The following is a 23,630-nucleotide window of genomic DNA, read 5'->3' on the forward strand; positions in this document are numbered from 1 at the left end:
GCCCGGACCCCGTCGAACCGGACGGGCCAGGTGACGAATCTGCGAGGCTATAGACGGTGAATGTGCTGGACATCCTGCTGCTGGTCGGCGCCGTGTGGTTCGCGGTCATCGGATACCGCCAGGGTTTCGTCGTCGGCATTCTGTCCGTGATCGGCTTTCTGGGCGGCGGCCTCGTCGCCGTCTACCTGCTGCCGGTCATCTGGGACCAGATGACCGACGGGTCGGAAGTCTCCTCCACAGCTGCCATCGTCGCGGTCGTGATCGTGATCGTGTGCGCCTCCGTCGGGCAGGCGTTCACCACCCACCTCGGCAACAAACTCCGCCGGTACATCACGTGGTCGCCCGCGCGCGCCCTGGACGCCACGGGCGGCTCCCTGGTCAACGTGGTGGCCATGCTGCTGGTCGCCTGGCTGATCGGCTCCGCGCTCGCAGGCACGTCACTGCCGACCCTGGGCAAGGAGGTCCGTAGTTCCTCGGTCCTGCTCGGAGTCTCCCGGGTGATGCCCGACGAGGCCTCCACCTGGTTCACGGACTTCTCCTCGGTCCTGGCCCAGAACGGCTTCCCGCAGGTCTTCAGTCCCTTCGCCAATGAACCGATCACCGAGGTCAAGGCCCCGGACCCGGCGCTTGCGGGCAGCCCCGTCGCCGCCCGCGCCAAGAAGTCCATCGTCAAGGTCGTCGGCACGGCGCCGGGCTGCGGCAAGGTCCTGGAGGGCACCGGCTTCGTCTTCTCGAACCGCCGCGTGATGACCAACGCCCATGTGGTCGGAGGCGTGGACGAGCCGACCGTGCAGATCGGCGGCGAAGGCCGGCTGTACGACGCGAAGGTCGTTCTCTACGACTGGCAGCGCGACATCGCCGTACTGGACGTCCCGGACCTCGACGCGCAGCCGCTGCGCTTCACCGACACCCGGAGCGACGCGGAGAGCGGCGACGACGCCATCGTCGCCGGCTTCCCGGAGAACGGCGCCTACGACGTACGCTCCGCTCGTATCCGGGGCCGCATCGACGCCGACGGCCCGGACATCTACCACCGGGGCACAGTGCGGCGCGATGTGTACTCCCTGTTCGCGACCGTGCGTCAGGGCAACTCCGGCGGCCCGCTGCTCACTCCGGACGGCAAGGTCTACGGAGTGGTGTTCGCCAAGTCGCTCGACGACCCGGACACGGGATACGCGCTGACGGCCGACGAGATCCGCGAGGACATCGAGCTCGGCAAGGCCGCCAATCAGCAGGTCGACAGTCAGGGCTGCGCGCTCTGACCGGGAAGTGACGCGACACCCGGCGCGTCCGCGAGGCAGGTGCGCCGGGTACGTCGTCAGCCACGGCCCGCCCTGCGTCTACGCCGCGGTGCGTCGGAGGACCGCTCTGTCATCCACGGGGATGCCGCAGCCGCGCCGAGACCCAGCGGGCCCGGCGATGCAGAATGCGCGGAATGCCCAGCCGGAGATCATGGAAATCACTCACATCATGCACCCGGCTCGGAGAGCCGCCCCCCTCATGAGTGCTCGGACCAGCAGGAGCGGTCGAGCGGTGGTTGCGTGCTGCGTCACTGAAGTCGCGCGTCCAGCCCATACCCCGACGTCTGCCCGTGACCCAAGGTCGGTAATCGCGTGGGAGTCAGCCAATTGGCTTATGCGGCAGGCAATTGGCTGTTCGTCGGACACCCGTACCTGTCCGCTACCGGTCGGGCTCGGGATCCTTGAGCCAGTTGATGAGTTCGGTCGAGAACGCGACCGGATCCTCCTCGTGGGGGAAGTGCCCCAGACCGTCGAAAAGTCGCCAACGGTACGGCGCTTCGACGTACTCCCCGGATCCCGCCGAACTACGTGTACGGATCGCCGGATCGAGTGAACCGTGCAGGTGCAGCGTCGGTACGCGCACCGGGCGCTTCATCCGCCGGTTGAACTGGACGCCGTCCGGACGGGCCAGCGAACGCACCATCCAGCGGTACGGCTCGATCGAGCAGTGAGCCGTCGAAGGGATGCACATGGCGCGGCGGTAGACGTCCACCGTCTTGTCGTCGGGGAAGTCCGAGGTCCGCGGACCGGACCAGTCCCGGATCAGCCGTGCCACCAACGCCGCCTCGTCCGCGACGAGCTGACGCTCCGGCACCCACGGACGCTGGAACCCCCAGATGTGCGAGCCGGCCCTGGACTGTGCCAAGTCGGAGAGCATCGAGGACCGCCACCGCCGAGGGTGCGGCATCGACGACACCGCGAGACGCCGTACGAGCTTGGGCCGCATCACCGCGGCCGTCCAGGCGAGATAGCCCCCCATGTCGTGTCCGACCAGCGCCGCGTCGGGCTCACCGAGCGAGCGGATCACACCGGTGACGTCGAGCGCCAGATTGGCCGGGTCGTAGCCCCGGGGCGTACGGTCGCTGCCGCCCACCCCGCGCAGGTCCATCGCGACCGCGCGGAAACCGGCATCGGCGAGCGCGGTCAGCTGATGGCGCCAGGTCCACCAGAACTGCGGGAAGCCGTGCAGCAGGAGCACGAGCGGTCCGTCGCCGAGCTCGGCGATGTGGAAGCGCGCACCGTTGGCCGCCACATCGCGGTGGGTCCAGGGACCTTCGAGCCGTACGGGACCGCCGGAACCGGCAGCCGGTCCCAACGGTCCCACTGGGACGTACGGGCCGGATGCGCTGAAATCGGGGTCGGTCATGTCGATGAGCGTGCCACAGAGGCCGCCTTGTCCTGGACCGGGCGGCTCTCGATGGCCCTGTCAGCGAGCGTGCTGCCCTGCGCCCGGCCGAGCGCACCTACGGGTTCGGCGGGGCGGGGGTGCGGCTTGACGCCCTGCAGGACCGCCGCGGTCTGCTTGGCCGAAGCGATGGACTTCTCCGGCGGCTTGACCTTCTTGAACTTGGCGAGCCCGAAGAGGGCGAGAAGGATCCCCAGCAGAATGAACGCGCCGCCCACGATCAGGAACGACCAGGCGAGCCCCAGCCCCAGATTGTGGATCCCGTAGGCCGCCGCGAAGCTGAGCACGGGGATCGCGAAGAGGATCAGCACCCCTGTGACGATGAACGCCACGCTGCCGATCACGCCGCGCTTGACGTCCTGGCGTACCTCGGCCTTGGCCAGGGCGATCTCGTCGTGCACCAGCGCGGACATCTCAGCCGTCGCGGACGCGAACAGCTGTCCGAGACTACGGTCGGCGCTGCCCGCGTAGTTGCCGGGGTCGCTCATCCCTGACTCCCTCTCCTCTTCAGTACATCCGATGTCAGATCATGCCGGACTGTCCGGCTTGCTGCTCGCTGCCCCCGCCTGTTCGGCAAGGCGGCGGTGCTCGGCAGCTTTCCTCTCGTGGATCGCAGCCATCCGCAGGTGGTACTCCGGATCGTCCTGCTCGTAGATGTCGGGCACTCCCGATTCGTCCTCGTCGCGCTCCTCCGCCTCGTACAGGGCCCTGTATCTGCGTACCCGGACTTTCAGCAGTACACCGGAGAGTACGGCGGCAATGAGGGAACCGAGCAGGACCGCGGCCTTGACCTCGTTGATCATGTCCTCGTCGCCCGCGAAGGCGAGCTCCCCGATGAGCAGCGAAACGGTGAAGCCGATACCGGCGAGCGCCGCGACGGCCAGCACATCCGCCCAGGCCAGGTCCTTGTTCAGCTCCGCCTTGGTGAAGCGGGCGACGAGCCAGGTGCCGCCGAAGATGCCGATCGTCTTGCCGACGACCAGTCCGAGGACCACGCCGAGCGTTTCGGGCCGGGTGAAAACGCCTGCCAGGGCATCGCCCTTGAGGGTGACGCCGGCCGAGAAGAGTGCGAACACCGGCACCGCGAACCCGGCGGAAAGGGGCCGCACCAGGTGCTCGATGTGTTCGCCGGGGGATTGCGACTCGCCTTCGCGCTTGGTGCAACGGAGCATGAGGCCCATCGCGACACCGGCGATCGTGGCGTGGACGCCGCTGTTGTACATCAGCCCCCAGATCACCAGGGCGAGCGGCAGATAGACGTACCAGCCCCGGACCTCCACGCGCAGGAGGAGGTAGAAGACGGCCAGGCCGGCGAAGGCCCCCGCGAGGGCGAGGAAGTTGATGCTATCGGTGAAGAAGATCGCGATGATCAGGATCGCGAACAGGTCGTCGACCACGGCGAGCGTGAGCAGGAACGCGCGCAGCGCCGCCGGCAGCGAGGTACCGATGACCGCGAGAACTGCCAGGGCGAACGCGATGTCGGTGGCGGTGGGTACCGCCCAGCCGGCTGTGGAGCCTTTCCCGAACACGGCGGCCAGGGTGTAGACGACGGCGGGAACGGCCATTCCGCACAGCGCGGCGGCCACGGGCAGGGCCGCTGCCCGGGGGTCGCGCAGTTCGCCCGCGACCAGTTCGCGCTTGAGTTCGACGCCTGCGACGAAGAAGAAGATCGCGAGGAGTCCGTCGGCCGCCCAGTGGGACACGGAGAGATCGAGCCCCAGCGATTCGGGTCCGAAGTGGAAGTCGCTGACGGCTTCGTAGCTGGAACCGAGGGTGTTCGCCCAGATCAGCGCGGTGACGGCGGCGAGCAGCAGGATGATGCCGCCGACCGTCTCGGCACGCAGCGCCTCCGCGACGTAGTTCCGCTCGGGCAGGGAGAGGCGGCCGAGCAGCGCACGGCGGGGGGGCGGGGGTACAGGCGCGGCCACGAGGGGAGACCTCCGGGTCGGTTACGGCAGCGATGGCATGGCAGATGCACGTGCCGACCAGACTTCCCGGCGCCCCTGTGAAGATTTGATATGAGGTTGTCGACCTGTTCCCTTGACCAACAGGTCGCCGTCGTCACTGTACCCGGGGCGCCGATGGACGTATCCAGTGCTCGTCGCCCATCGACGTCCATCGAAGCTCATCTTCGCCCCTGGACACGCGAAGGGGCACCCGGCGCGTTGCCGGATGCCCCTCGCAGCCGTACGGAAGGAACTGGATCGGCTCAGTCCTCCGCGGATCGGCTCAGTCCTCCGCGGACGCCGACGGCAGCTGCGTCTGGATGAGGTCCATCACCGAGGAGTCGGTGAGCGTGGTGACATCGCCCAGCTCACGGTTCTCGGCGACGTCACGCAGCAGACGCCGCATGATCTTGCCGGAGCGGGTCTTCGGCAGTTCGGCGACCGGCAGGACACGCTTGGGCTTGGCGATCGGGCCGAGCGTGGCGCCGACGTGGTTCCGCAGCTCGGCGACGAGCTCCTCGGAAGCGGTGGCCGTGCCGCGCAGGATCACGAACGCGACGATGGCCTGACCGGTGGTCTCGTCGTTGGCGCCGACCACGGCCGCCTCGGCGACCGACGGGTGCGACACGAGAGCCGACTCGACCTCGGTGGTCGAGATGTTGTGCCCGGACACGAGCATCACGTCGTCGACCCGGCCGAGCAGCCAGATGTCGCCGTCGTCGTCCTTCTTGGCACCGTCGCCGGCGAAGTACTTGCCCTCGAAGCGCGACCAGTAGGTGTCGATGAAGCGCTCGTCGTCGCCCCAGATGGTGCGGAGCATCGACGGCCACGGCTCGGTGAGGACGAGGTAGCCGCCCCCGCCGTCCGGTACCTCGCGGGCCTCGTCGTCGACGACGGTGGCCGAGATGCCGGGCAGCGCGCGCTGGGCGGAACCGGGCTTGGTCGCGGTGACCCCGGGAAGCGGCGAGATCATCATCGCGCCGGTCTCCGTCTGCCACCAGGTGTCCACGATCGGACAGGTGTCGGCACCGATGTGCTTGCGGTACCACATCCATGCCTCGGGGTTGATCGGCTCACCGACCGAACCGAGGACACGCAGCGACGACAGGTCGAACTTGGCGGGGATGTCGTCTCCCCACTTCATGAACGTACGGATCGCGGTCGGCGCGGTGTAGAGGATCGTGACGCCGTACTTCTGGACGATCTCCCAGAAGCGCCCCTGGTGCGGGGTGTCGGGCGTGCCCTCGTACATGACCTGGGTCGCGCCGTTGGCCAGCGGGCCGTAGACGATGTACGAGTGTCCGGTGACCCAGCCGATGTCGGCGGTGCACCAGTACACGTCCGACTCGGGCTTGAGGTCGAAGACCGCGTGGTGCGTGTACGCCGCCTGCGTGAGGTATCCGCCCGAGGTGTGCAGGATGCCCTTCGGCTTACCCGTCGTACCCGAGGTGTAGAGGATGAAGAGCGGGTGCTCCGCCTCGAAGGCCTCGGGGGTGTGCTCGACGGACTGCCGGCCGGTGATCTCGTGCCACCAGACGTCCCGGCCCTCGGTCCAGGCGGTGTCCTGCCCGGTGCGGCGGACCACGAGGACATGCTCGACGCTGTCGAAACGGGAGACCGCGTCGTCCACGGCGGGCTTGAGCGCGGTCGGCTTCCCGCGGCGGTAGCCGCCGTCGGCGGTGATGACGACCTTGGCGTCCGCGTCCTGGATGCGGGCCGCGATGGCGTCGGCGGAGAAGCCGCCGAAGACGACCGAGTGGGCGGCGCCGATGCGGGCGCAGGCCAGCATCGCGACGGCTGCCTCGGGGATCATCGGCAGATAGACGGCGACCCGGTCGCCCTTGCCGACACCGAGCTCGGTGAGCGCATTGGCGGCGCGGGAGACCTCGTCCTTCAGCTCCGCGTAGGTGATCGCGCGCGTGTCTCCGGGCTCGCCCTCGAAGTGGATGGCGACCCGGTCGCCGTTCCCTGCTTCGACGTGGCGGTCCACGCAGTTGTACGCGACGTTGAGCTTGCCGTCCGCGAACCACTTCGCGAAGGGCGGGTTGCTCCAGTCGAGCGTCTCGGTCGGCTCAGTGGCCCAGGTCAGGCGGCGGGCCTGCTCGGCCCAGAAGCCCAGCCGGTCCGCATCGGCCTGCTCGTACGCCTCCACTGTCACGTTGGCGTTCGCGGCCAGATCGGCAGGCGGTTCGAACCGCCGCTCCTCCTTGAGCAGATTGGCCAGGCTTTCGTTGCTCACGACATCTCCCATTCCCAGGGTGTCCGTTGTGTCCCGGAGGACAGCTCATCAGGCCGCAGGCCAGGTGACAAGTGTCTGCCGGGAATTGGTTTAGACCTGTGTCTCGTGTATGGGGGCACGCGCCCCGCTTCCACAAGTGGCTTTTGCGCACTGTGGAAGCGGGACCACAAGGTCTCACGGACCTGGGACACATGCGGTTCAGGCGTCGACCGCTGTGCCGGGTACTGCGTGGGCAGCTCGGACAGGGGAACCGCAGGGTTGGGGGCTGGGCTCAGGGGCGAGTTCAGCGGTGAGCTCAGGGCCGGGGCCCCGGCTGGGGTCCCAGCTGGGCTCCGGGCCGGGCTCCGGGCCGGGTGCGACCCGGGCGAAGACCTCGTCGGGGCCGGTGCCGGAACTCTCTCCCTCGGTCAGCAGGTACGCCTGCGCCTCGCCGACGTGGAAATACATGCCGTGGAGCTGCAAGGTGCCCGCGGCGAGCCGGCGCGCGACCGACTCATGGGCCCGCAGATGATCCAACTGCTGGACCACGTTGGTCAGACAGAGCTGCTCCACCGCATCGGTGGGCAGCCGGCCGGAGATGCGTGCCCAGGTGTGGTGGCGGGACCTCATGCGTTCCAGGCTCGGCAGGCCGTGCCGCAGCCAACGCCACAGGGGGGTTCTGGGAGCATCCGGTGCGCCCCCCAGCAGCGCCTGCATGGCGCCGCATCCGGAGTGACCGCAGATGGTGATCGACTCGACCTTCAGCACATCCACCGCGTACTCGATCGCGGCAGCCACGGAGTCGTCGCTGCTCTCCTCGCTCTCCGTATCCGGCAGCGGAACAAGATTGCCGACGTTCCTCACGGTGAAGAGGTCCCCGGGGCCGCTTGAGGTGATCATGCTTGTCACCAGGCGGGAATCGGCGCAGGTGAGGAACAACTGGGAGGGCCGCTGGCCCTCGGCTGCCAGCCGGGCCAGCTCCTCGCGAACCAAGGGGGCCGTGGTGCGCTGAAAGGAGCTCAGGCCCCTGAGCAGCCAGTGCGCGCCGCGTCGGTCGCCTGCAGCGGCGGTCGACGCAGGGGCCGCCGTGGAGGGTGTCGTCGGGGAGGCCGACGCCGTGGAGGCCGCGCTCTCGATGGCGTGCTCGGACCGGTCGTGGCAGTGGTGGTTGCGCCACGGGGTCCACGGGCGGCAGCAGGAATGGGCCGCCGACGCAGGCTCCCCGATCCGGCCCCCGGACCGCCCGGTGAAGACGATCCGGCCGCCCAGGGCGGTCTGGCTGGTACGCCACTCCTGAATCGTCTCGTACGCCGCGTGGTCCATGAAGAAGCCGTCCAACTCGACGATCGCGTCGGCCCCCTGGGGGAGCCGCCCGAGCGTCCGGCTGAGCCTGGGAACAGCCAGGAAGGTCAGCTGCCCCCGGACGGTCACCACATACCTGCCCTCCTGCTCGGACACCGTGATCCTGGTGCGGGCCAGCCGGTGCAGCGCGATGACCACGGCCACGGCGATTCCGATCGCCACACCCTTGAGGACGCCGGCCAGGATCACCCCGGTGATCGTGGCTCCGTACACCGGGAATTCGCGGTGCTTATGGACGTTACGGATGTGAGCGAAGCTGACCATCTGGATGCCGACCACCATCACCAGAGCGGCGAGCGCAGCCAGCGGGATCCACTCGAGAGCCGCGACCAGCAGCATGGCGGCGAGCAGCACCCAGACGCCGTGCAGCACCGTGGCGGATCGCCCCGTCGCTCCCGCGCGTACATTCGCCGAACTGCGCACCGCACCCCCGGACACGGGGAGCCCTCCGAACATTCCCGCCAGCGCGTTGGCGATGCCCTGGGCGCGCAGCTCGCGGTCGAGATCGGAGCGCTTTACGGGCGTGGCCGGTGTTGTGCCGTCCTTGGGCGGGGCGGCTGCCCGGTCGGCCGCCAGTTTGTCCACCGCGACTGCGGAGAGCAGGGATTCCAGGCTGGCAACCAGCATGACCGTGAGCACTGCGGTGGCCAGGGCGGCAGCAGGCCCTTGCGGCAGTTCGGGCAGCGCGTGCGAGCTCCAGGACGGCAGATCGACCCGGGCGATTCCGGGTGTGGCCACGGCGGCCACGGCTGTCGCGATCGCCACGGCGGCGAGTGCTGCCGGAATCCTGCCCACCATGAGCCCGAGGCGTCCAGGCAGTCGTGGCCACAGGACGAGCAGGGCGATGGTCAGTCCGCCGATGAAGGGCGCGGCCGGGCTGAGCTGTGTCAACTGGGCAGGAAGCGAAAGGGCGTTGTCGAGGACGGAACTCTGCGGTGTGCTGCCGAGCACGATGTGCAGCTGGGCGAGCGCGATGGCCACACCGATGCCGGCGAGAGTGCCGTGGACGATGGCAGGACTGACGGCCAGTGCACTGCGGGCGGCTCTCAACGAGCCCAGCAGGATTTGCAGGAGCCCCGCGCCGATGGTGATCGCGCAGGTGGTTCGCCAGCCGTAGATCTGGATCAGCTCGGCTGTGACCACGGTCAGTCCGGCGGACGGGCCGCTGACCTGGAGGGGAGCGCCGCCGAGCAGTCCGGCGACGATGCCGCCGATGGCCGCTGAGACCAGTCCGGCTTCGAGCGGGGCATCCATGGCGACGGCGAGGCCGAGCGACATGGGGACGGCGATCAGAAAGACAGTGATCGATGCGGACAGATTGGCGCCCGAGATGCGGAAACGACGGGCTCCGGGCGGCGGTGGGGGGCTGTGCGGTCGCTTGATCCCCGAGGCTCGGGGCGGGCGCGAACTGCGGGACGTGTGGTCGTTGCGGGTAGGGACGCAGGCAGACATGTTCCCGTCTCCTCCGGGGCAGCGCGGTCGCGGAACGTGATGACGCGGCCGTGGGTCACGGCGTGCAGCGGCGGGATTTCTCAACTCTCAGTAAACGGATCGTAATGCAGAGTAAAGAACTGTGTCCACGTTTTCGATCACATAGCCCATTGAGTCACTCATTCAAGTGAATAAGCAGCTTTTCATCCGGCTTGTCGTACTGATTCACCCGGAACTGCGTGCGACGTTGACGGCGCCGTGTGGCACTTCAACGCACGACTTCTGCAAGGAAGAGGGTGGACGGAATGATGGCCGCCACGAAGAGGATCGCCCTGGGCGCCGTAGCCACTGCATTGATTGCCGGCCTGGCGGGCTGCTCGGGTACGGGAGCCGGTGGTGCCGGTTCCGGCACCGGGAAGAAGTCGGCCGCCGACGCGGAGGAGCACTCCCCGGCGGCAGCGCCCAAGGGCGCGGTCAAGGTCATCGGTGACGGCTCGACGGCCTACACCGGATCTCAGCCGAAACTCCCCGTGGCGAAGCGCCTGAAGGCAGGCCAGAAGCCACCGCAGTTCGTCGTGTTCTCCTGGGACGGGGCGGGGGAGGACAGCCAGAAGCTCTTCTCGCACTTCCGCAGTGTCGCGAAGAAGTACGACGCGACGATGACGTACTTCCTCAGCGGCGTGTATCTGCTGCCGGAGGAGAAGAAGGCCCTCTACAACCCGCCGCAGCACTCGGCCGGCCGCTCCGACATCGGCTTCAACGACACGGAGGGCATCCGCGACACGCTGGACGAACTCCGTGCCGCCTGGCTCGACGGAAACGAGATCGGCACCCACTTCAACGGACACTTCTGCGGTCCGGACGGTGGTGTGGGGACCTGGTCCGTCGAGGAGTGGAAGAGCGAGATCAGCCAGGCGAAGTCCTTCGTGAAGAACTGGAAGACCAACGCCCCGCTGCTCAAGACCGAAGCGCCGTTGCCCTTCGACTACGACAAGGAACTTGTCGGCGCGCGCACGCCCTGCCTCGAAGGGCAGAAGAACATGGTCGCAGCGGCTCGGACGATGGGATTCCGCTATGACTCGAGCGGCATCGGCAACCAGGTCTGGCCCGCGAAGAAGGACGGCGTCTGGGACCTTCCCCTCCAGCTCGTGCCGGTTCCCGGCCGCGCATTCGAGACCCTCTCGATGGACTACAACTTCATGTTCAACCAGTCCGGCACGACGCAGGGGGACCCGAACCAGCACGCTTACTGGGGCAACCAGATGCGGGACGGTCTGCTCCAGGCCTTCAACCGCTCGTACACGGGCAACCGGGCACCTCTGATCATCGGCAACCACTTCGAGTCCTGGAACGGCGGCACCTACATGCGTGCCATCGAGGAGACGATCAAAACCGTCTGCACCCAGCAGGACGTGCGGTGTGTCTCCTTCCGCCAGCTTGCCGACTGGCTGGATGCGCAGGACCCGGCGACGCTGTCCAAGCTCGGAACGCTGCAGGTCGGTCAGGAGCCCAAGCAGGGCTGGACGTCCTTCCTCGGCGGAGCCGCCCCGAGGAAGCCCGCCGGCAGCCCCGTGCCGGCCGGGCCTGACGGCCGGTCGGCGGGCAAGGGCGCCGACGGGAGCGCGGAGTAGGCCCCCTCGTCCGGGGCATGCCCGGCCGGTCGACCGCCCCGTCATCGGGTCGTGGGCCCGCCGACGGTCAGGGGTTCGTCGGCCGGGGAGTGGTTCGCCGCTCAGCGGTCGCCGGTGGGCAGGCCGCCGGTGGGCGGGCCGCCTGCTCGGGGGTCAGGCCGGCTGGGCTGCGCCTACGTCCGTGAAGCGTTCCTTCAGCACAAAGGCGGGGTCGACCTGGGCAGCCAGGTCGGCACCCGTCTTCTCGTTGCCCCAGCTCTCCGCGTTCTTCAGGTGGAAGTGCACCATCTGGCGCGTGTAGCGCTCCCAGTCGCGCTGTTCGTACGAGTCCTCCGCGGCGTTCTGCAGGGCCTGCAGGGCCATCCGGTTGTCGGCCTCCAGCAGATCGAACGGGGCCGGCCTGCCCTTCTCCATGGTCCGCACCCAGTTGGACTGGCCGATGCCGACCAACAGGTCGTCGCCGACCTCCGCGCGCAGGAATTCGAGATCGTCCTCGCCCTGCACCTTGTTGCCGACAACTTTCAGGGCGACGCCGAAGTCCCGTGCGTACTCCTTGTACTGGCGGTAGACCGAGACTCCCTTCCGGGTCGGCTCGGCCACCAGGAATGTCATGTCGAAGCGCGTGAACATCCCGGACGCGAACGAGTCCGATCCCGCCGTCATGTCGACCACCACGTATTCGTCCGGACCGTCGACCAGATGGTTGAGGCACAGCTCGACCGCTCCGACCTTGGAGTGGTAGCAAGCCACGCCGAGGTCGGACTCGGTGAACGGGCCGGTGGCCATCAGCCGGATGTCCCCGTCGTCGAGCCTGACCGTCCGCGCGCAGGCTTCGTAGACGGGGTTGTCCTCGCGTACCCGCAGCAGCCGTGAGCCCTCGCCCGGCGGCGTCGTTTTGATCATCGTCTCGGCGGACGCGATGCGGGGGTTGCTGCCGCGCAGGTAGTCCTTGATGAGAGGCAGCTGCGCCCCCATGGCGGGCAGCGCGGCGGCTTCCGCCTCGTCCAGGCCGAGCGCGGCCCCGAGATGCTGGTTGATGTCGGCGTCCACCGCGACGACGTGAGCTTCATTGGCAGCGAGGTGGCGGATGAAGAGCGAGGACAGCGTGGTCTTTCCGCTGCCGCCCTTCCCCACGAAAGCGATCTTCATGTTCACCTAGGGTAGCGGTGTTGTCGCTCCCTGCTGTCAAAGTTCGTGAAGAAGGCCACTCCGGGGAGGGATCCGTGCGGGGGGCGCGTAGCCTCCCTACTTATGAGTACGACTGCCTCAGACCCGCTCGCTGCCCTTGGCGCCCTGCCGGGCGTCGCCGATGCGGTGGACTCCGTACGCAAGGCCGTGGACAGGGTGTACGGCCACCGTGTCATGCGGCGCCGCAGTAACGAGGTCACCGCGGAGGCGGCCCTGCGGGGTGCGCGTGGCTCGGCGGCGCTCTCGGGCGCCGACTGGAACCTGGAGGAGGTGCGCCGGCGTACCGACTTCAGCGGCGAGGACGAGGCGCGCACGATCGGGGCGGCTCTGAGGCTGACCGCGGAGGCGGGGCAGTTGCTCTCCATCTGGCGGCAGTCACCCCTGCGGGTCCTGGCGCGGCTGCACCTGGTGGCGGCCGGCGGCGCAACTCCTGACGATGCCGTCGGGCGCCCGCGGCTGTCAGGTGAGCCGGTGGACGAGCCGCTCATCGAGGCGCCTGTGCCGGACGCCGATGAAGTCGCCGGGCGTCTGGAGGGGCTGTCCCAGCTGATCATCGCCGGGAGTGAGGCGCCTGCGCTGGTGACGGCCTCGATCGTGCACGGTGAACTGCTGGCGCTGCGCCCCTTCGGCTCGCACAACGGCTTGGTGGCCCGGACTGCCGAGCGGATCGTGCTGATCGGCAGCGGACTCGACCCGAAGTCGATCTGCCCCGCCGAAGTCGGCCACGCTGAGCAGGGGCGGGCGGCGTACGTCGCGGGCTTCGAGGGCTATCTCTCCGGGAAGCCGGAGGGTATGGCTGCCTGGATCGCGCACTGTGGACGCTCGGTGGAGCTCGGCACCAGGGAGTCGACCGCGGTGTGCGAAGCACTGCAGCGAGGCGCTGCGTAGGGCGTCGGTAGCCCGCCGGACGCTCTTGGGGCGGTGGCCGGAAAAGGGTTGCGGCGGTACCGGTTCCGGTACCGCCGCTGGCATGTCCGCCCAGTTACCAAGCGTCCTCGATGTATGCCCATCAGGTCGGGTACTTTGCCCGTCACCTGGTGCGGCTGGCCCGTAATCGACGGGTCGACGTCGCGTGGGTGCTCGGCTTTCATGCGCGGTCCGTGGGGCCAACTCTGCGTTCGAAGGTCATCCTCTCGGATGTCCTTGGTCTCGCGGGCCGTTGAGTCCTTTGTACTCCAGGACCGGGAGTAGCGGAAGCCCTGGCTGCACTTCTTTACTTTTAGGTTCAAATAAGGGTGAGTCGGACACTGTCCGGCGGTGTCCGCTGAGCCATCGTGCGGCTTCTGTCGGGGGCCGGGTCGGGGCGGCCGCCGTCAGGTGGTGAGTGAGGCGGCGCGGCGGCGGTTGGTGTACCAGACCAGTCCCGCTGTGAGGGCGGCAGCTCCGACTGCTGCGGCGGCCACGAGTGCCGGACGCGGCGGCATCGAGAACGCGGGCAGTCGTTGCTTGAGGCGGACCGGTCGGTCGAAGACGAGAATTGGCCATTCCCGGAGGGTGGCCTCGCGCCTCAATGCCCGGTCGGGGTTGACCGCGTGGGGGTTGCCGACGGACTCCAGCATGGGTACATCGGTGGCGGAGTCGCTGTAGGCGTAGCAGCGCGAAAGGTCGTATCCCTCCGATGCGGCGAGCTCCTTGATGGCCTCGGCCTTCGTCGGTCCGTAGGCGTAGTACTCGATCTCGCCGGTGAAGCAGCCGTCGTCGCCGACGACCATCCGGGTCGCGACGACACGGTCGGCACCGAGCAGCTCGCCGATCGGCTCGACGACTTCGGCGCCCGAGGTCGACACGATGACCACGTCCCGTCCGGCTGTGTGGTGTTCCTCGATGAGGGTTGCCGCCTCGTCGTAGATGATCGGGTCGATCAGATCGTGAAGGGTCTCGGCGACGATCTCCTTGACCTGCTGGACGTTCCATCCCTTGCAGAGCGCTGAGAGGTATTCGCGCATCCGCTCCATCTGGTCGTGATCTGCGCCCCCGGCGAGGAACACGAACTGTGTGTACGCGGTGCGCAGTACGGCACGGCGGTTGATCAGCCCGCCTTGGTAGAAGGACTTGCTGAAGGTCAGCGTCGAAGACTTCGCAATGACCGTCTTGTCCAGGTCAAAGAAGGCTGCTGTGCGCGGCGAGAAGCAGTTTTCCACAAAGGTGAGCATAGGGGCCCACCATTCGGCGTAAACTCCGGCGGGTGGGTTTGCCTGAGAAGGCTCTCGGGTACACCATGGAAGTCACGGATCGTTCGCGACCGTGCTAACCCGGTCCGGCTCCTCCCCCCCCGAGTCGGCCGTGGGGACGACCCCCGCTCTCCCCCCCGGCGGGGGTCGTCGCATGTCCGGATGCGTTTTCGGCGCCCGGAATCAAGCCTTCCCCTCCCTTCGCGCCTGTGCGGCCCGGACTCTGTAGCGGGCTCACCAGAGCATGCCTCGTCACGCTGTGTAGCGGAAGGGCTGCGCTCCGAAAGTCGCCGGTATGAGCTACCGAGATATTCACAATGCTGAAGTTGTCCACAGTTTTCGAGCAAGATCCACATGTTTTTCCGAGGCGCTGCATGTTGATTCCACCCGCGAAGTCCGCGGGTTCCGGAATCGCGCTTCTCGGATCGGTCCGAGATCGCCGCGAACCGTACTGACGGGGCAGTGAGAAGGGGGCGGAGATCGTGGCTGGATCCCTCGCACAAGAAGGTCTGCCGATCGACGAAGAGCGGCGGGGCGGACCGTTGATCGTGACCGAGGACGTGGAGTTGCTGGACGATCTGCTGAGGCTGTGCGCGGCTGCCGGGGCGGTGCCGGAAGTTCATCAGGGCCCCCTCGGACGGAGGGGCGGCTGGGAACAGGCCCCGATGGTTCTGGTGGGTGATGACGCGGTCCTTCGGTGTCGCGGGGCCGCCCGCAGACGAGGGGTGATGCTCGTCGGGCGCAACCAGGACGACCCGGGCGTGTGGCGCCGGGCGGTGGAGATCGGGGCCGAATATGTGCTGCGGCTTCCTGATTCCGAGGGCTGGCTCGTCGATCAGATCGCCAATGCGGCGGAAGGTGTGGGCCGTCCCGCGCTCACGGTCGGAGTGATGGGAGGACGGGGAGGCTCCGGCGCATCCACGCTCGCCTGTGCGCTCGCGGTGACCGCAGCCAGGTCGGGCAGGCGAACGATGCTGATCGACGGCGACCCCTTGGGCGGAGGCATCGACGTACTGCTCGGGGGCGAAGGGAACGACGGAATGCGGTGGCCGGATTTCGCCCGTTCCAAAGGCAGGGTCGGCAGTGGCGCACTTGAGGAGTCCCTGCCCGCGCTGCACGGCCTGCGCGTGCTCAGTTGGGGGCGGGACGACGAGGTGGTCATCCCGCCGCAGGCCATGCACGCGGTGCTCGCGGCCGCCCGTCGGCTCGGCGGGGTGGTCGTCGTGGACCTGCCGCGCAGAGTCGACGAAAGTGTCTCCGAGGCGCTTGCGCAGTTGGACCTCGGGCTTCTGGTGGTGCCTGGCGAGCTCAGGGCGGTTGCGGCAGCCAAACGCGTCGCGTCGGCGGCCGGCATGGTGCTTGAGGACCTGAGGGTCGTCGCGCGGGGCCCATATGCGGCGGGGCTCGACGAGCAGTGGGTGGCGCACGCGCTGGGCCTCCCCCTCGTCGGAGATCTGCCCCGGGAAGCCGGACTGCCGGCGTCCCAGGACGGTGGCAGGCCTCCGGGGTCCGATCCCCGCGGTCCGCTGGCCCGGTTCTGTACGGCGTTCTGGGATCTGGCGGACGCCCCGGGCAGCGGGGGCGGCCTTGTCGCAGGGCATTCCGGGGGAGGCGTGTCATGACCGAAGCCCTGCTCGACGCGGTTCGCCAACGTCTCGCCCGCAGTGGCGAGGCGCCGACCCCGGCAGGGGTGGCGGCCGCCCTCAGGGCGCAGGGCCGCCTGCTCGGCGATGCGGAAGTACTGGGTGCAGCAGAGGAGTTGCGTGGCGAGCTGGTCGGTACGGGCGTGCTGGAAAGGCTGCTCGCAGACCCGGCGGTGACCGACGTACTGGTGTCCGCGCCGGACCGGGTGTGGGTGGACCGGGGAGGCGGACTCGAGCTGACCGGAGTCATGTTCCCGGATGCGGCAGCCGTCCGGAGACTGGCGCAGAGGCTCGCCGCAGTGGCGGGGCGCCGGCTGGATGACGCCCGGCCGTGGGTGGACGCGAGACTGCCCGACGGGACCCGGATGCATGCGGTGCTGCCGCCGGTGTCCGTCGGCTCGACGTGCCTGTCGCTGCGGGTGGTTCGGCCCCGGGCCTTCGCTCTGGCGGAACTTGTCGGGGCGGGCACGGTCCCGCCCGGCGGTGACCGGTTCCTGAGAGCGCTGGTCGAGGCGAGGGTCTCGTACCTGATCAGCGGAGGAACCGGCGCGGGCAAGACGACCTTGCTGTCGAGCCTGCTGGGCGCGGTCGGGGAGCGGGAGCGCATCGTGCTCGCCGAGGACTCGGCGGAACTGCGCCCGGATCACCCGCACGTGGTGCGCCTGGAGTCTCGCCCCGCCAATCAGGAAGGGGCGGGGCAGGTGACGCTCCGGGACCTGGTTCGCCAGGCATTGCGCATGCGCCCCGACCGGCTGGTGGTGGGAGAGGTGCGAGGTGCCGAGGTGACGGAGTTGCTGGCCGCGCTGAACACCGGACACGAAGGCGGATGCGGCACGGTGCACGCCAACGCTGCGGAGCACGTCCCGGCCCGCCTGGAGGCCCTGGGAACTGCCGCGGGGCTCGACCGGGCAGCGCTGCACAGCCAGTTGGCCGCCGCGCTGTCCGTGGTGCTCCATCTCGTACGGGACCGCTCGGGGCAACGGAAGCTCGCCGAGTTGCACGTGCTGGAGCGGGATCCGGCGGGGCTGGTGGTCACGGTGCCCGCGCTGCGCTGGGGCGCTGACGGATTCGTCCGGGACCGCGGCTGGGAGCAGTTGGGGGCGCTGGTCGGGGGTGCGCCGTGACGGCCGCCGGTCCGGGTTCCCTGATGCAGGTGCTGGCACTGGTGATGGCGGTCTGCGCCGGCCTGGCGGCCGGGTTGACGGTGTTGCGGGACCCGGGCGTGCGGCGGGCGCGGGCGTTGTTCGGGGCAGGAGGGGCGCAGCGGCGGGGGCTCGGGGCCGTGGGGGCCATGGTCCGTACGTACTTCGACACGCGGCGTGAATGGCTGTGTGCCCCTGTAGCGGTGTTTCTCGCGGTGCTTGGCGAGTCGGTGCTGCCCCTGCTCGCGGGGGTCGTGGCGGTGCCTCTGGTGCGGCGATGGCTGCGACGGCGGGCGTTGCGGGGCGAGCGGGAGCGGGCGGCCGAAGCGGTGGCGGCGCTCTGCGGGGCCGTGGTGGGTGAGCTGCGGGCAGGGCGAGAGCCGGGGCAGGCGTTACTCGCCGCCGGGCGGAACGCGGGAGCTCTGGGCACGGCCGAGGCCGCGGTGCTGGCGGCTGCGCGGTTCGGCGGCGATGTGCCTGGCGCATTGCGGCAGGCGTCGGCCGGACCGGGTCTGGACGGGCTCGCGGGGGTGGCGGCCTGCTGGCGGGTGGCGGTCGACGGCGGGGCGGGTCTCGCCGCCGGTCTGGACCGCTTGGAAGGGGCGTTGAGGGCCGAGCGGCGTCGACGGGAGGAGTTACGGGCGCAGTTGGCGGGCGCGTGGTCCACGGTCGTGGTGCTGGCCTTGCTGCCGGTGGTGGGTCTGGGGTTGGGGGCGGCGCTCGGTGCGGACCCGCTGAGGGTGCTGCTGCACAGCCCGGGAGGGCTGGTCTGTCTGGTGACGGGCGGTCTCCTGGAAACGGCGGGGCTGTTCTGGGCGGGGCGGATCGTCCGGGCCGGGGAGGCACCGTGAGCGGACTGCCCGAAGAGGCGCACCGGCTCGGTGTGGCCGGAGCAGTTCTGGGCGCGGCTGTGTATGTGGCGCTGGCTCTTGCCGGACGGCGGCGGGAGCGGGCGATACGCGGAAGGGGCGCGCTGTTGCTGGCCGTCTGCTCCGGTCCGCGGCGGGTGTGGAAGTTCCGGGGAGCGAAGGGCAGGAGCCGTGCCCAGCGGTGGGCGGTGCTCCTGGGCGTCTGGGCGACCGGCTGGATCCTTGTGGGCGGGCCGGCCGGCTGGGGGACCGGTCTGGCTGTGGCGTACGGGATGTGGCGGTGGCAGCGATCCGGACAAAGCCGGGAGGCCGGTGCCCAGGAGGCGGCGGAGGCCACGTTGGTGACCCGGCAATTGCCCCTGGCCGCAGATTTGTTGGCGGCCTGCATCTCAGCGGGCGCCGGGCCCCGGGAGGCGGCGGAGGCCGTTGGGGAATCCCTGGGCGGTCCCGTCGGCGACCGGCTGTCCCGTGCGGCGGCTGAGATCCGGCTGGGGGGCGAACCAGGCGATGCGTGGGGGCGGTTCGGAGAGATACCGGGCGCCGGTCCACTGGCCCGCTGTCTGGAACGGGCCGGGGCAACGGGGGCGCCGGCAGCGGAATCGGTCTCCCGGCTGGCGGACGAGATGCGCGCCGAGCGCGCGAGTGCCGCCGTGGCACGTGCCCAGCGTGCGGGCGTTCTGATCACCGCGCCCGTCGGGCTCTGCTTCCTGCCCGCCTTTCTGGCGGTGGGAGTGGCGCCGGTGGTGATCGGGCTGGCGACGGGCCTGTTGCACGGCAACTGACAGAAGTTGCAGGTGCCGCTTCGGGCACCTGCTCCGAACCAAATTCGAAGGTCAACGGGGGTTGAGATGGGCAAGAACGTCATGGGACGAGCACTGAGCGCGGTGCGCCGCGTGTGGGTCGACAGGTTCGTCCGGTCCGGCCGGCAGGACCGAGGGATGACGACATCCGAGTACGCGGTGGGAACCATCGCTGCCTGTGCGTTCGCGGCGGTGCTCTACAAGGTGGTCACCAGTGGGCCTGTGCTCTCGGCGATGCAGTCGCTGATCAAGGACGCGCTCGATGCCAAGTTCTGAGACGGCTCGCAGGGAGGGCCGACCCAGGGGCCAGGACCGGGGCCCGGACCGGGACCGAGGCCGGCATCAAGACCGGGGCCGGGACTGGGATCGGGGCGCGGTGACGGCGGAGGCAGCCATGGCCATCCCCGTGCTGGTGGCCTTCGCCCTTGCCCTGGTGTGGGCGCTGGTTGCGGCGGCGGACCAGATCCGCTGTGTGGACGCCGCACGGGCCGGGGCGCGTGCGGCGGCACGTTCGGAGCCGGAGGCGGCGGTGCTCTCCGCGGCGCGGGAGGCGGCCCCGGGCAGGGCACGGGTCGATGTGCAGCGGACCGGGGAGCTGTGGCGGGTCCGGGTGGAGGCCCCGACCCCAGGACCGGGGCCACTTGCCCTGACGTTGAGTGCAGAGGCGGTTGCGTCGGCCGAGGACACGGTGGGAGCCGAGCCGGTGGGGGCCGAGTCATGAAAGGGGCCGAGTCGTGAAAGGGGCGGCCACGTGAAGGGGGCGGCGACGTGAAGGGAGCGGGGAAGTGGCTCAGGCCGGGGAAGAGGGCCGGAGCGGGGGACCAGGGGCTGGCGACGGTGTGGGTGGCCATGACGACGGCGACCCTGTGCGCGGTGTTCGCGGTGGTGCTTGCCCTGGGGCAGGCCGTGGGTGCCCGCCACAAGGCGGCCGGTGCGGCGGACCTGGCAGCCCTCGCTGCGGCGGACAGGGCACTGAGGGGCTCATCTGAGGCGTGCGGGGCGGCGAGGCGTGTAGCGGGCGCACAGGGGGCAGAGGTGGTGCGGTGCGCGATCCAGGGCGAGATCGCCGATGTGACGGCCCGCGCGCGTTTTGGCCCCTATGCGCCGCAGGTCAGGTCCCGAGCCGGGCCACCGGCGACCGGACCGTCCAACCCGCCGCAGTCCGCCACGCCATCGCCGTCACCGCCGTAAGCCGGCCAGGCCGGCGCTCGGCCCGGCCGCCCGCCACGCCGACGCGGCCGGGGCAGTGAAGCCGGCTGGGACTGCGACACCGGCCCAGTTCTGCGGCACCGTTCGGCCCTGCCGCACCGGTCGGGGACAGCCGCTCCGGCCAGGCTCCTGCCGCACAGGCCCGGGACACCGGCACCGGCCCGGCCCGCGACCCCGGCCTGGCCCGCGACCCCGGCCCAGCCCTGCGGGCCTGCTCTGCACGGCGCCACCGGCTCAGCCCCTCGGCACAAGCTCGGACAGCCGTGCGGGTGTCTAGGCCTCGGCACCGGCCCGGACAGTCGCGCGGGTGTCTAGCCTTCGGCGGGTTTCGTCTCGGGGCGGTTCTCTCCGGGGTCCGGGGGCGCGGTTCTGAGGAGTTCGGTGAGCAGGCGAACGGCACCGCGTTTGTGCAGCGGTTCGTTGCCGTTGCCGCATTTGGGGGACTGGATGCAGGAGGGGCAGCCCGCCTCGCACTCGCAGGAAGCGATGGCCTGGCGGGTCGCCGTCAGCCATGTGCGGGCGGTGTGGAAGGCCCGTTCGGCGAATCCGGCGCCGCCCGGGTGTCCGTCGTACACGAAGACGGTCGGGAGGAGTGTGTCCGGGTGGAGCGGCACGGAGACACCGCCGATGTCCCAGCGGTCGCAGGTGGCGAAGAGCGGCAGCATCCCGATCGAAGCGTGTTCGGCGGCGTGCAGGGCGCCACCGAGGATCTCGGGATTGATCCGGGCCGCATCGAGCTGATCCTCGGTGACCGTCCACCACACGGCCCGGGTGCGCAGGGTGCGGGGAGGCAGGTCGAGCTTCGTCTCGCCGAGGACCTCCCCCGTGATCACCCGGCGACGCAGGAAGGAGACGACCTGGTTGGTGACCTCCACCGAGCCGAAGCAGAGCCGCCCGTCGCCCCACGGGATCTCGGTGTCGGTCTCCAGGACGGCGATGGCGGTGGTGTCGCGGGCGGTGGTCGAGTACGGCGGGACGGCTTCCTCGACCAGGGCCACCGAGTCCTCCAGATCCAGTTTCCTGACCAGGTAGGTGCGGCCCTGGTGGAGGTGGACGGCGCCCTCGTGGACTGCGGTGTGCGCGGCCGATTCGTCGACGGTGCCCAGCAGCCGGCCGGTTCCTTCCTCGACGATCTGGACGGGGCGGCCGCCCCCGCCGCGGATGTCGGTGAGGTCGGCGGCCCGTTCGCGGCGGGTCCAGTGCCAGCCCGCCGCCCGTCTGCGCAGCAGCTTCGCCGCCTCCAGCTGCGGTAGCAGCTCGGGCACCGCGGGACCGAAGAGGGCGATGTCGGCTTCGGTGAGCGGGAGCTCCGAGGCCGCGGCACACAGGTGCGGGGCGAGGACGTACGGGTTGTCCGGGTCGAGGACCGTCGACTCCACGGGCTGCTGGAACAGGGCCTCGGGGTGATGGACGAGGAATGTGTCCAGCGGGTCGTCCCTGGCGACGAGGATGGCCAGAGCGCCCTGGCCGGAGCGTCCGGCGCGGCCGGCCTGTTGCCACAGGGACGCCCTGGTACCCGGATATCCGGCGATGACGACGGCATCCAGGCCCGACACGTCGATGCCGAGCTCCAGGGCCGTGGTGGCGGCCAGTCCGAGCAGCTCCCCGGAGTGCAGGGCGCGCTCCAGGGCGCGGCGCTCCTCGGGCAGGTAGCCGCCGCGGTAGGCGGCGATCCGCTTCGGCAGGGAGCGGTCCACCTCGCCCAGGCGTTCCTTGGCGATGACGGAGATGAGCTCGGCGCCGCGCCGGGAGCGTACGAAGGCAACCGAGCGGACTCCCTGGAGGGTCAGATCGGTCAGGATCTCGGCGGTCTCGGCCGTGGCGGTACGGCGCACCGGGGCCCCCTTCTCGCCGTGCAGCTCCGTCAGCGGCGGCTCCCAGAGGGCGAAGACGGTCTCGCCACGGGGCGAGGCGTCGTCGGCGACCTCCTTGACGGGCAGGCCTGTGAGGCGGCCCGCCGCGACCGAGGGCTGGGCCGCGGTGGCCGAGGCGAGGAGGAAGACCGGATCGGAGCCGTAGCGGGCGCACAGGCGGCGCAGACGGCGTAGTACCTGGGCGACGTGGGACCCGAACACGCCCCGGTAGGTATGGCATTCGTCGATGACGACGAAGCGCAGGGCGCGCAGGAAGGAGGCCCAGCGGGGGTGGGAGGGCAGGATTCCCCGGTGCAGCATGTCGGGGTTCGTCAGGACGTAGTTGGCGTACTGGCGCACCCATTCGCGTTCTTCGACCGGCGTGTCTCCGTCGTAGACGGCGGGGCGGACCGCGGTGCCGAGCGGTGCTGCCAGCGCCTTCACCGAGCGCCGCTGGTCGGCGGCGAGGGCCTTGGTGGGCGCGAGGTACAGGGCGGTGGTGCCTCGGCCGTTCGGGGCCTGTGAGCCGTCGAGGAGGGTGCTCAGGACCGGGGCGAGGTAGGCGAGGGACTTGCCGGACGCGGTTCCGGTGGCGATCACGACGGATTCGCCGTCGAGGGCGTACTCGGCGGCGGCGGCCTGGTGCGCCCACGGATGGTCGATTCCTGCCTGGGCAATTGCCGCGATCACTTCTGGCCGGATGCGATCCGGCCAGATGGCATGGGTTCCCGTGCGCGGGGGCAAGTGCTCCGTATGAGTGATGCGCGCAGCCCGGCCCGCCCCTGCGGCGAGCCGGTCGAGGACCATGTCCGGAGAGGGGCGGGAACCCTCGCTCTCGGGCGGTCGACTGGGGCGGTGATTCTTGGCCATCGGCATCGAGTGTGTCACTGGCGTGACGGACAATGGTCCCAAGGCGTCGTGCATGGCTGCTGGTAAGTGATTGAATGCCATCGCGGCTGGCGATCCGTCCCCTGGCCTCCGTCGGGGAGACTGAGGGGCGACCGCTCGATAGCAAGGTGCTGGAGGATCCGTGGACCTGTCCCTGTCGACTCGCAATGTGTCCGGCCCTGGTGGCGACCGTACGGTCGTCGAGGTCGGTGGCGAGATTGATGTGTATACCGCGCCCAAGCTGCGCGAGCAGTTGGTCGAGTTGGTGAATGACGGCAGCTACCACCTGGTTGTCGACATGGAAGGTGTCGATTTCCTCGACTCCACCGGTCTCGGCGTGCTCGTGGGCGGCTTGAAGCGTGTGCGGGCCCATGAGGGCTCGCTGCGACTGGTGTGCAACCAGGAGCGCATTCTCAAGATCTTCCGGATCACGGGCCTGACCAAGGTGTTTCCCATTCACACCACGGTCGACGAGGCTGTAGCGGCCACCGACTGACGTCGGCGCAGGCCGGCCGTTCTTCGGCCGGCCGGCAGGTTGTGACAGGCCGACAGGCGGCAGCAGACGGGCCGCCA

The 23,630-nt window shown here is 69.7% G+C and carries 20 protein-coding genes; 11 read left to right on the forward strand and 9 right to left on the reverse strand.

Annotated features, from left to right (window positions below; translation table 11 throughout):
- The first annotated feature begins 56 nt into the window (after nucleotides 1-56).
- Nucleotides 57-1,262 carry a MarP family serine protease gene (locus tag OG257_RS21020; RefSeq protein WP_329209633.1) on the forward strand — a complete coding sequence of 402 codons (1,206 nt, stop codon included), beginning with the start codon at nucleotides 57-59 and terminating at the stop codon, nucleotides 1,260-1,262.
- A gap of 109 nt (nucleotides 1,263-1,371) precedes the next feature.
- Here the strand turns inward: OG257_RS21020 and OG257_RS21025 are convergent, their stop codons facing one another.
- The 6 genes from OG257_RS21025 to OG257_RS21050 form a co-directional block, all read right to left on the reverse strand.
- Nucleotides 1,372-1,575: a hypothetical protein gene (locus tag OG257_RS21025; protein ID WP_329209635.1), complete on the reverse strand. Its 204-nt coding sequence runs from the start codon at nucleotides 1,573-1,575 to the stop codon at nucleotides 1,372-1,374.
- Nucleotides 1,576-1,680: 105 nt separating this feature from the next.
- Nucleotides 1,681-2,667 (reverse strand): alpha/beta fold hydrolase, encoded by a 987-nt coding sequence (locus OG257_RS21030; protein WP_329209637.1) that lies wholly within the window; start codon nucleotides 2,665-2,667, stop codon nucleotides 1,681-1,683.
- Complete coding sequence (locus tag OG257_RS21035) at nucleotides 2,664-3,194, reverse strand: phage holin family protein (RefSeq protein WP_329209639.1); 531 nt, start codon at nucleotides 3,192-3,194, stop codon at nucleotides 2,664-2,666. The genes OG257_RS21030 and OG257_RS21035 overlap by 4 nt, the downstream gene beginning before the upstream one ends.
- Before the next feature lie 39 nt (nucleotides 3,195-3,233).
- On the reverse strand, nucleotides 3,234-4,634 hold the full coding sequence (gene nhaA, locus OG257_RS21040; protein ID WP_329209641.1) for a Na+/H+ antiporter NhaA: 1,401 nt from the start codon (nucleotides 4,632-4,634) through the stop codon (nucleotides 3,234-3,236).
- A gap of 301 nt (nucleotides 4,635-4,935) precedes the next feature.
- On the reverse strand, nucleotides 4,936-6,903 hold the full coding sequence (acs, locus tag OG257_RS21045) for an acetate--CoA ligase (RefSeq protein WP_329209643.1): 1,968 nt from the start codon (nucleotides 6,901-6,903) through the stop codon (nucleotides 4,936-4,938).
- A gap of 186 nt (nucleotides 6,904-7,089) precedes the next feature.
- Nucleotides 7,090-9,684: a SulP family inorganic anion transporter gene (locus OG257_RS21050; protein ID WP_329209645.1), complete on the reverse strand. Its 2,595-nt coding sequence runs from the start codon at nucleotides 9,682-9,684 to the stop codon at nucleotides 7,090-7,092.
- Nucleotides 9,685-9,968: 284 nt separating this feature from the next.
- On the opposite strand from OG257_RS21050, the gene OG257_RS21055 reads away from it, so the two are divergent.
- Nucleotides 9,969-11,294 carry a hypothetical protein gene (locus tag OG257_RS21055; RefSeq protein WP_329215234.1) on the forward strand — a complete coding sequence of 442 codons (1,326 nt, stop codon included), beginning with the start codon at nucleotides 9,969-9,971 and terminating at the stop codon, nucleotides 11,292-11,294.
- Nucleotides 11,295-11,447: 153 nt separating this feature from the next.
- On the opposite strand, the gene OG257_RS21060 is transcribed toward OG257_RS21055, so the two are convergent.
- Nucleotides 11,448-12,443, reverse strand: a complete 996-nt coding sequence (locus OG257_RS21060; RefSeq protein WP_329209647.1) for an ATP-binding protein — start codon at nucleotides 12,441-12,443, stop codon at nucleotides 11,448-11,450.
- 102 nt (nucleotides 12,444-12,545) lie between these two features.
- Between OG257_RS21060 and OG257_RS21065 the strand changes: the two genes are divergently transcribed.
- Complete coding sequence (locus OG257_RS21065; protein ID WP_329209649.1) at nucleotides 12,546-13,370, forward strand: oxidoreductase; 825 nt, start codon at nucleotides 12,546-12,548, stop codon at nucleotides 13,368-13,370.
- A 425-nt stretch (nucleotides 13,371-13,795) separates the two neighbouring features.
- Here the strand turns inward: OG257_RS21065 and OG257_RS21070 are convergent, their stop codons facing one another.
- The gene (locus OG257_RS21070) at nucleotides 13,796-14,635 is read right to left on the reverse strand and encodes an HAD family hydrolase (RefSeq protein WP_329209651.1); all 840 of its coding nucleotides are present in this window, start codon (nucleotides 14,633-14,635) and stop codon (nucleotides 13,796-13,798) included.
- A 500-nt stretch (nucleotides 14,636-15,135) separates the two neighbouring features.
- Here OG257_RS21070 and ssd point away from each other — a divergent pair, with 500 nt between their 5' ends.
- The 7 genes from ssd (at nucleotide 15,136) to OG257_RS21105 (ending at nucleotide 20,298) form a co-directional block, all read left to right on the forward strand.
- Nucleotides 15,136-16,275 carry a septum site-determining protein Ssd gene (ssd, locus tag OG257_RS21075; RefSeq protein ID WP_329209653.1) on the forward strand — a complete coding sequence of 380 codons (1,140 nt, stop codon included), beginning with the start codon at nucleotides 15,136-15,138 and terminating at the stop codon, nucleotides 16,273-16,275.
- The gene (locus OG257_RS21080) at nucleotides 16,272-17,420 is read left to right on the forward strand and encodes a TadA family conjugal transfer-associated ATPase (RefSeq protein WP_329209655.1); all 1,149 of its coding nucleotides are present in this window, start codon (nucleotides 16,272-16,274) and stop codon (nucleotides 17,418-17,420) included. The genes ssd and OG257_RS21080 overlap by 4 nt, the downstream gene beginning before the upstream one ends.
- A 23-nt stretch (nucleotides 17,421-17,443) precedes the next feature.
- Complete coding sequence (locus OG257_RS21085; protein WP_329215236.1) at nucleotides 17,444-18,289, forward strand: type II secretion system F family protein; 846 nt, start codon at nucleotides 17,444-17,446, stop codon at nucleotides 18,287-18,289.
- Nucleotides 18,286-19,089: a type II secretion system F family protein gene (locus OG257_RS21090; protein ID WP_329209657.1), complete on the forward strand. Its 804-nt coding sequence runs from the start codon at nucleotides 18,286-18,288 to the stop codon at nucleotides 19,087-19,089. The genes OG257_RS21085 and OG257_RS21090 overlap by 4 nt, the downstream gene beginning before the upstream one ends.
- Before the next feature lie 81 nt (nucleotides 19,090-19,170).
- The gene (locus OG257_RS21095; protein WP_329215238.1) at nucleotides 19,171-19,383 is read left to right on the forward strand and encodes a DUF4244 domain-containing protein; all 213 of its coding nucleotides are present in this window, start codon (nucleotides 19,171-19,173) and stop codon (nucleotides 19,381-19,383) included.
- The gene (locus tag OG257_RS21100; protein ID WP_443054448.1) at nucleotides 19,370-19,828 is read left to right on the forward strand and encodes a TadE family type IV pilus minor pilin; all 459 of its coding nucleotides are present in this window, start codon (nucleotides 19,370-19,372) and stop codon (nucleotides 19,826-19,828) included. The genes OG257_RS21095 and OG257_RS21100 overlap by 14 nt, the downstream gene beginning before the upstream one ends.
- Before the next feature lie 47 nt (nucleotides 19,829-19,875).
- A complete protein-coding gene (locus OG257_RS21105) occupies nucleotides 19,876-20,298 on the forward strand; it encodes an Rv3654c family TadE-like protein (protein ID WP_329209661.1) in 423 nt (140 codons plus the stop codon).
- A gap of 329 nt (nucleotides 20,299-20,627) precedes the next feature.
- On the opposite strand, the gene OG257_RS21110 is transcribed toward OG257_RS21105, so the two are convergent.
- Nucleotides 20,628-23,120 carry a DEAD/DEAH box helicase gene (locus OG257_RS21110; protein WP_329209663.1) on the reverse strand — a complete coding sequence of 831 codons (2,493 nt, stop codon included), beginning with the start codon at nucleotides 23,118-23,120 and terminating at the stop codon, nucleotides 20,628-20,630.
- 79 nt (nucleotides 23,121-23,199) lie between these two features.
- On the opposite strand from OG257_RS21110, the gene OG257_RS21115 reads away from it, so the two are divergent.
- Nucleotides 23,200-23,553, forward strand: coding sequence for an STAS domain-containing protein (locus OG257_RS21115; RefSeq protein WP_003967428.1), 354 nt, complete (start codon nucleotides 23,200-23,202; stop codon nucleotides 23,551-23,553).
- Nucleotides 23,554-23,630 lie beyond the last annotated feature (77 nt).

It is taken from the genome of Streptomyces sp. NBC_00683, assembly GCF_036226745.1.
Lineage (GTDB): Bacteria > Actinomycetota > Actinomycetes > Streptomycetales > Streptomycetaceae > Streptomyces.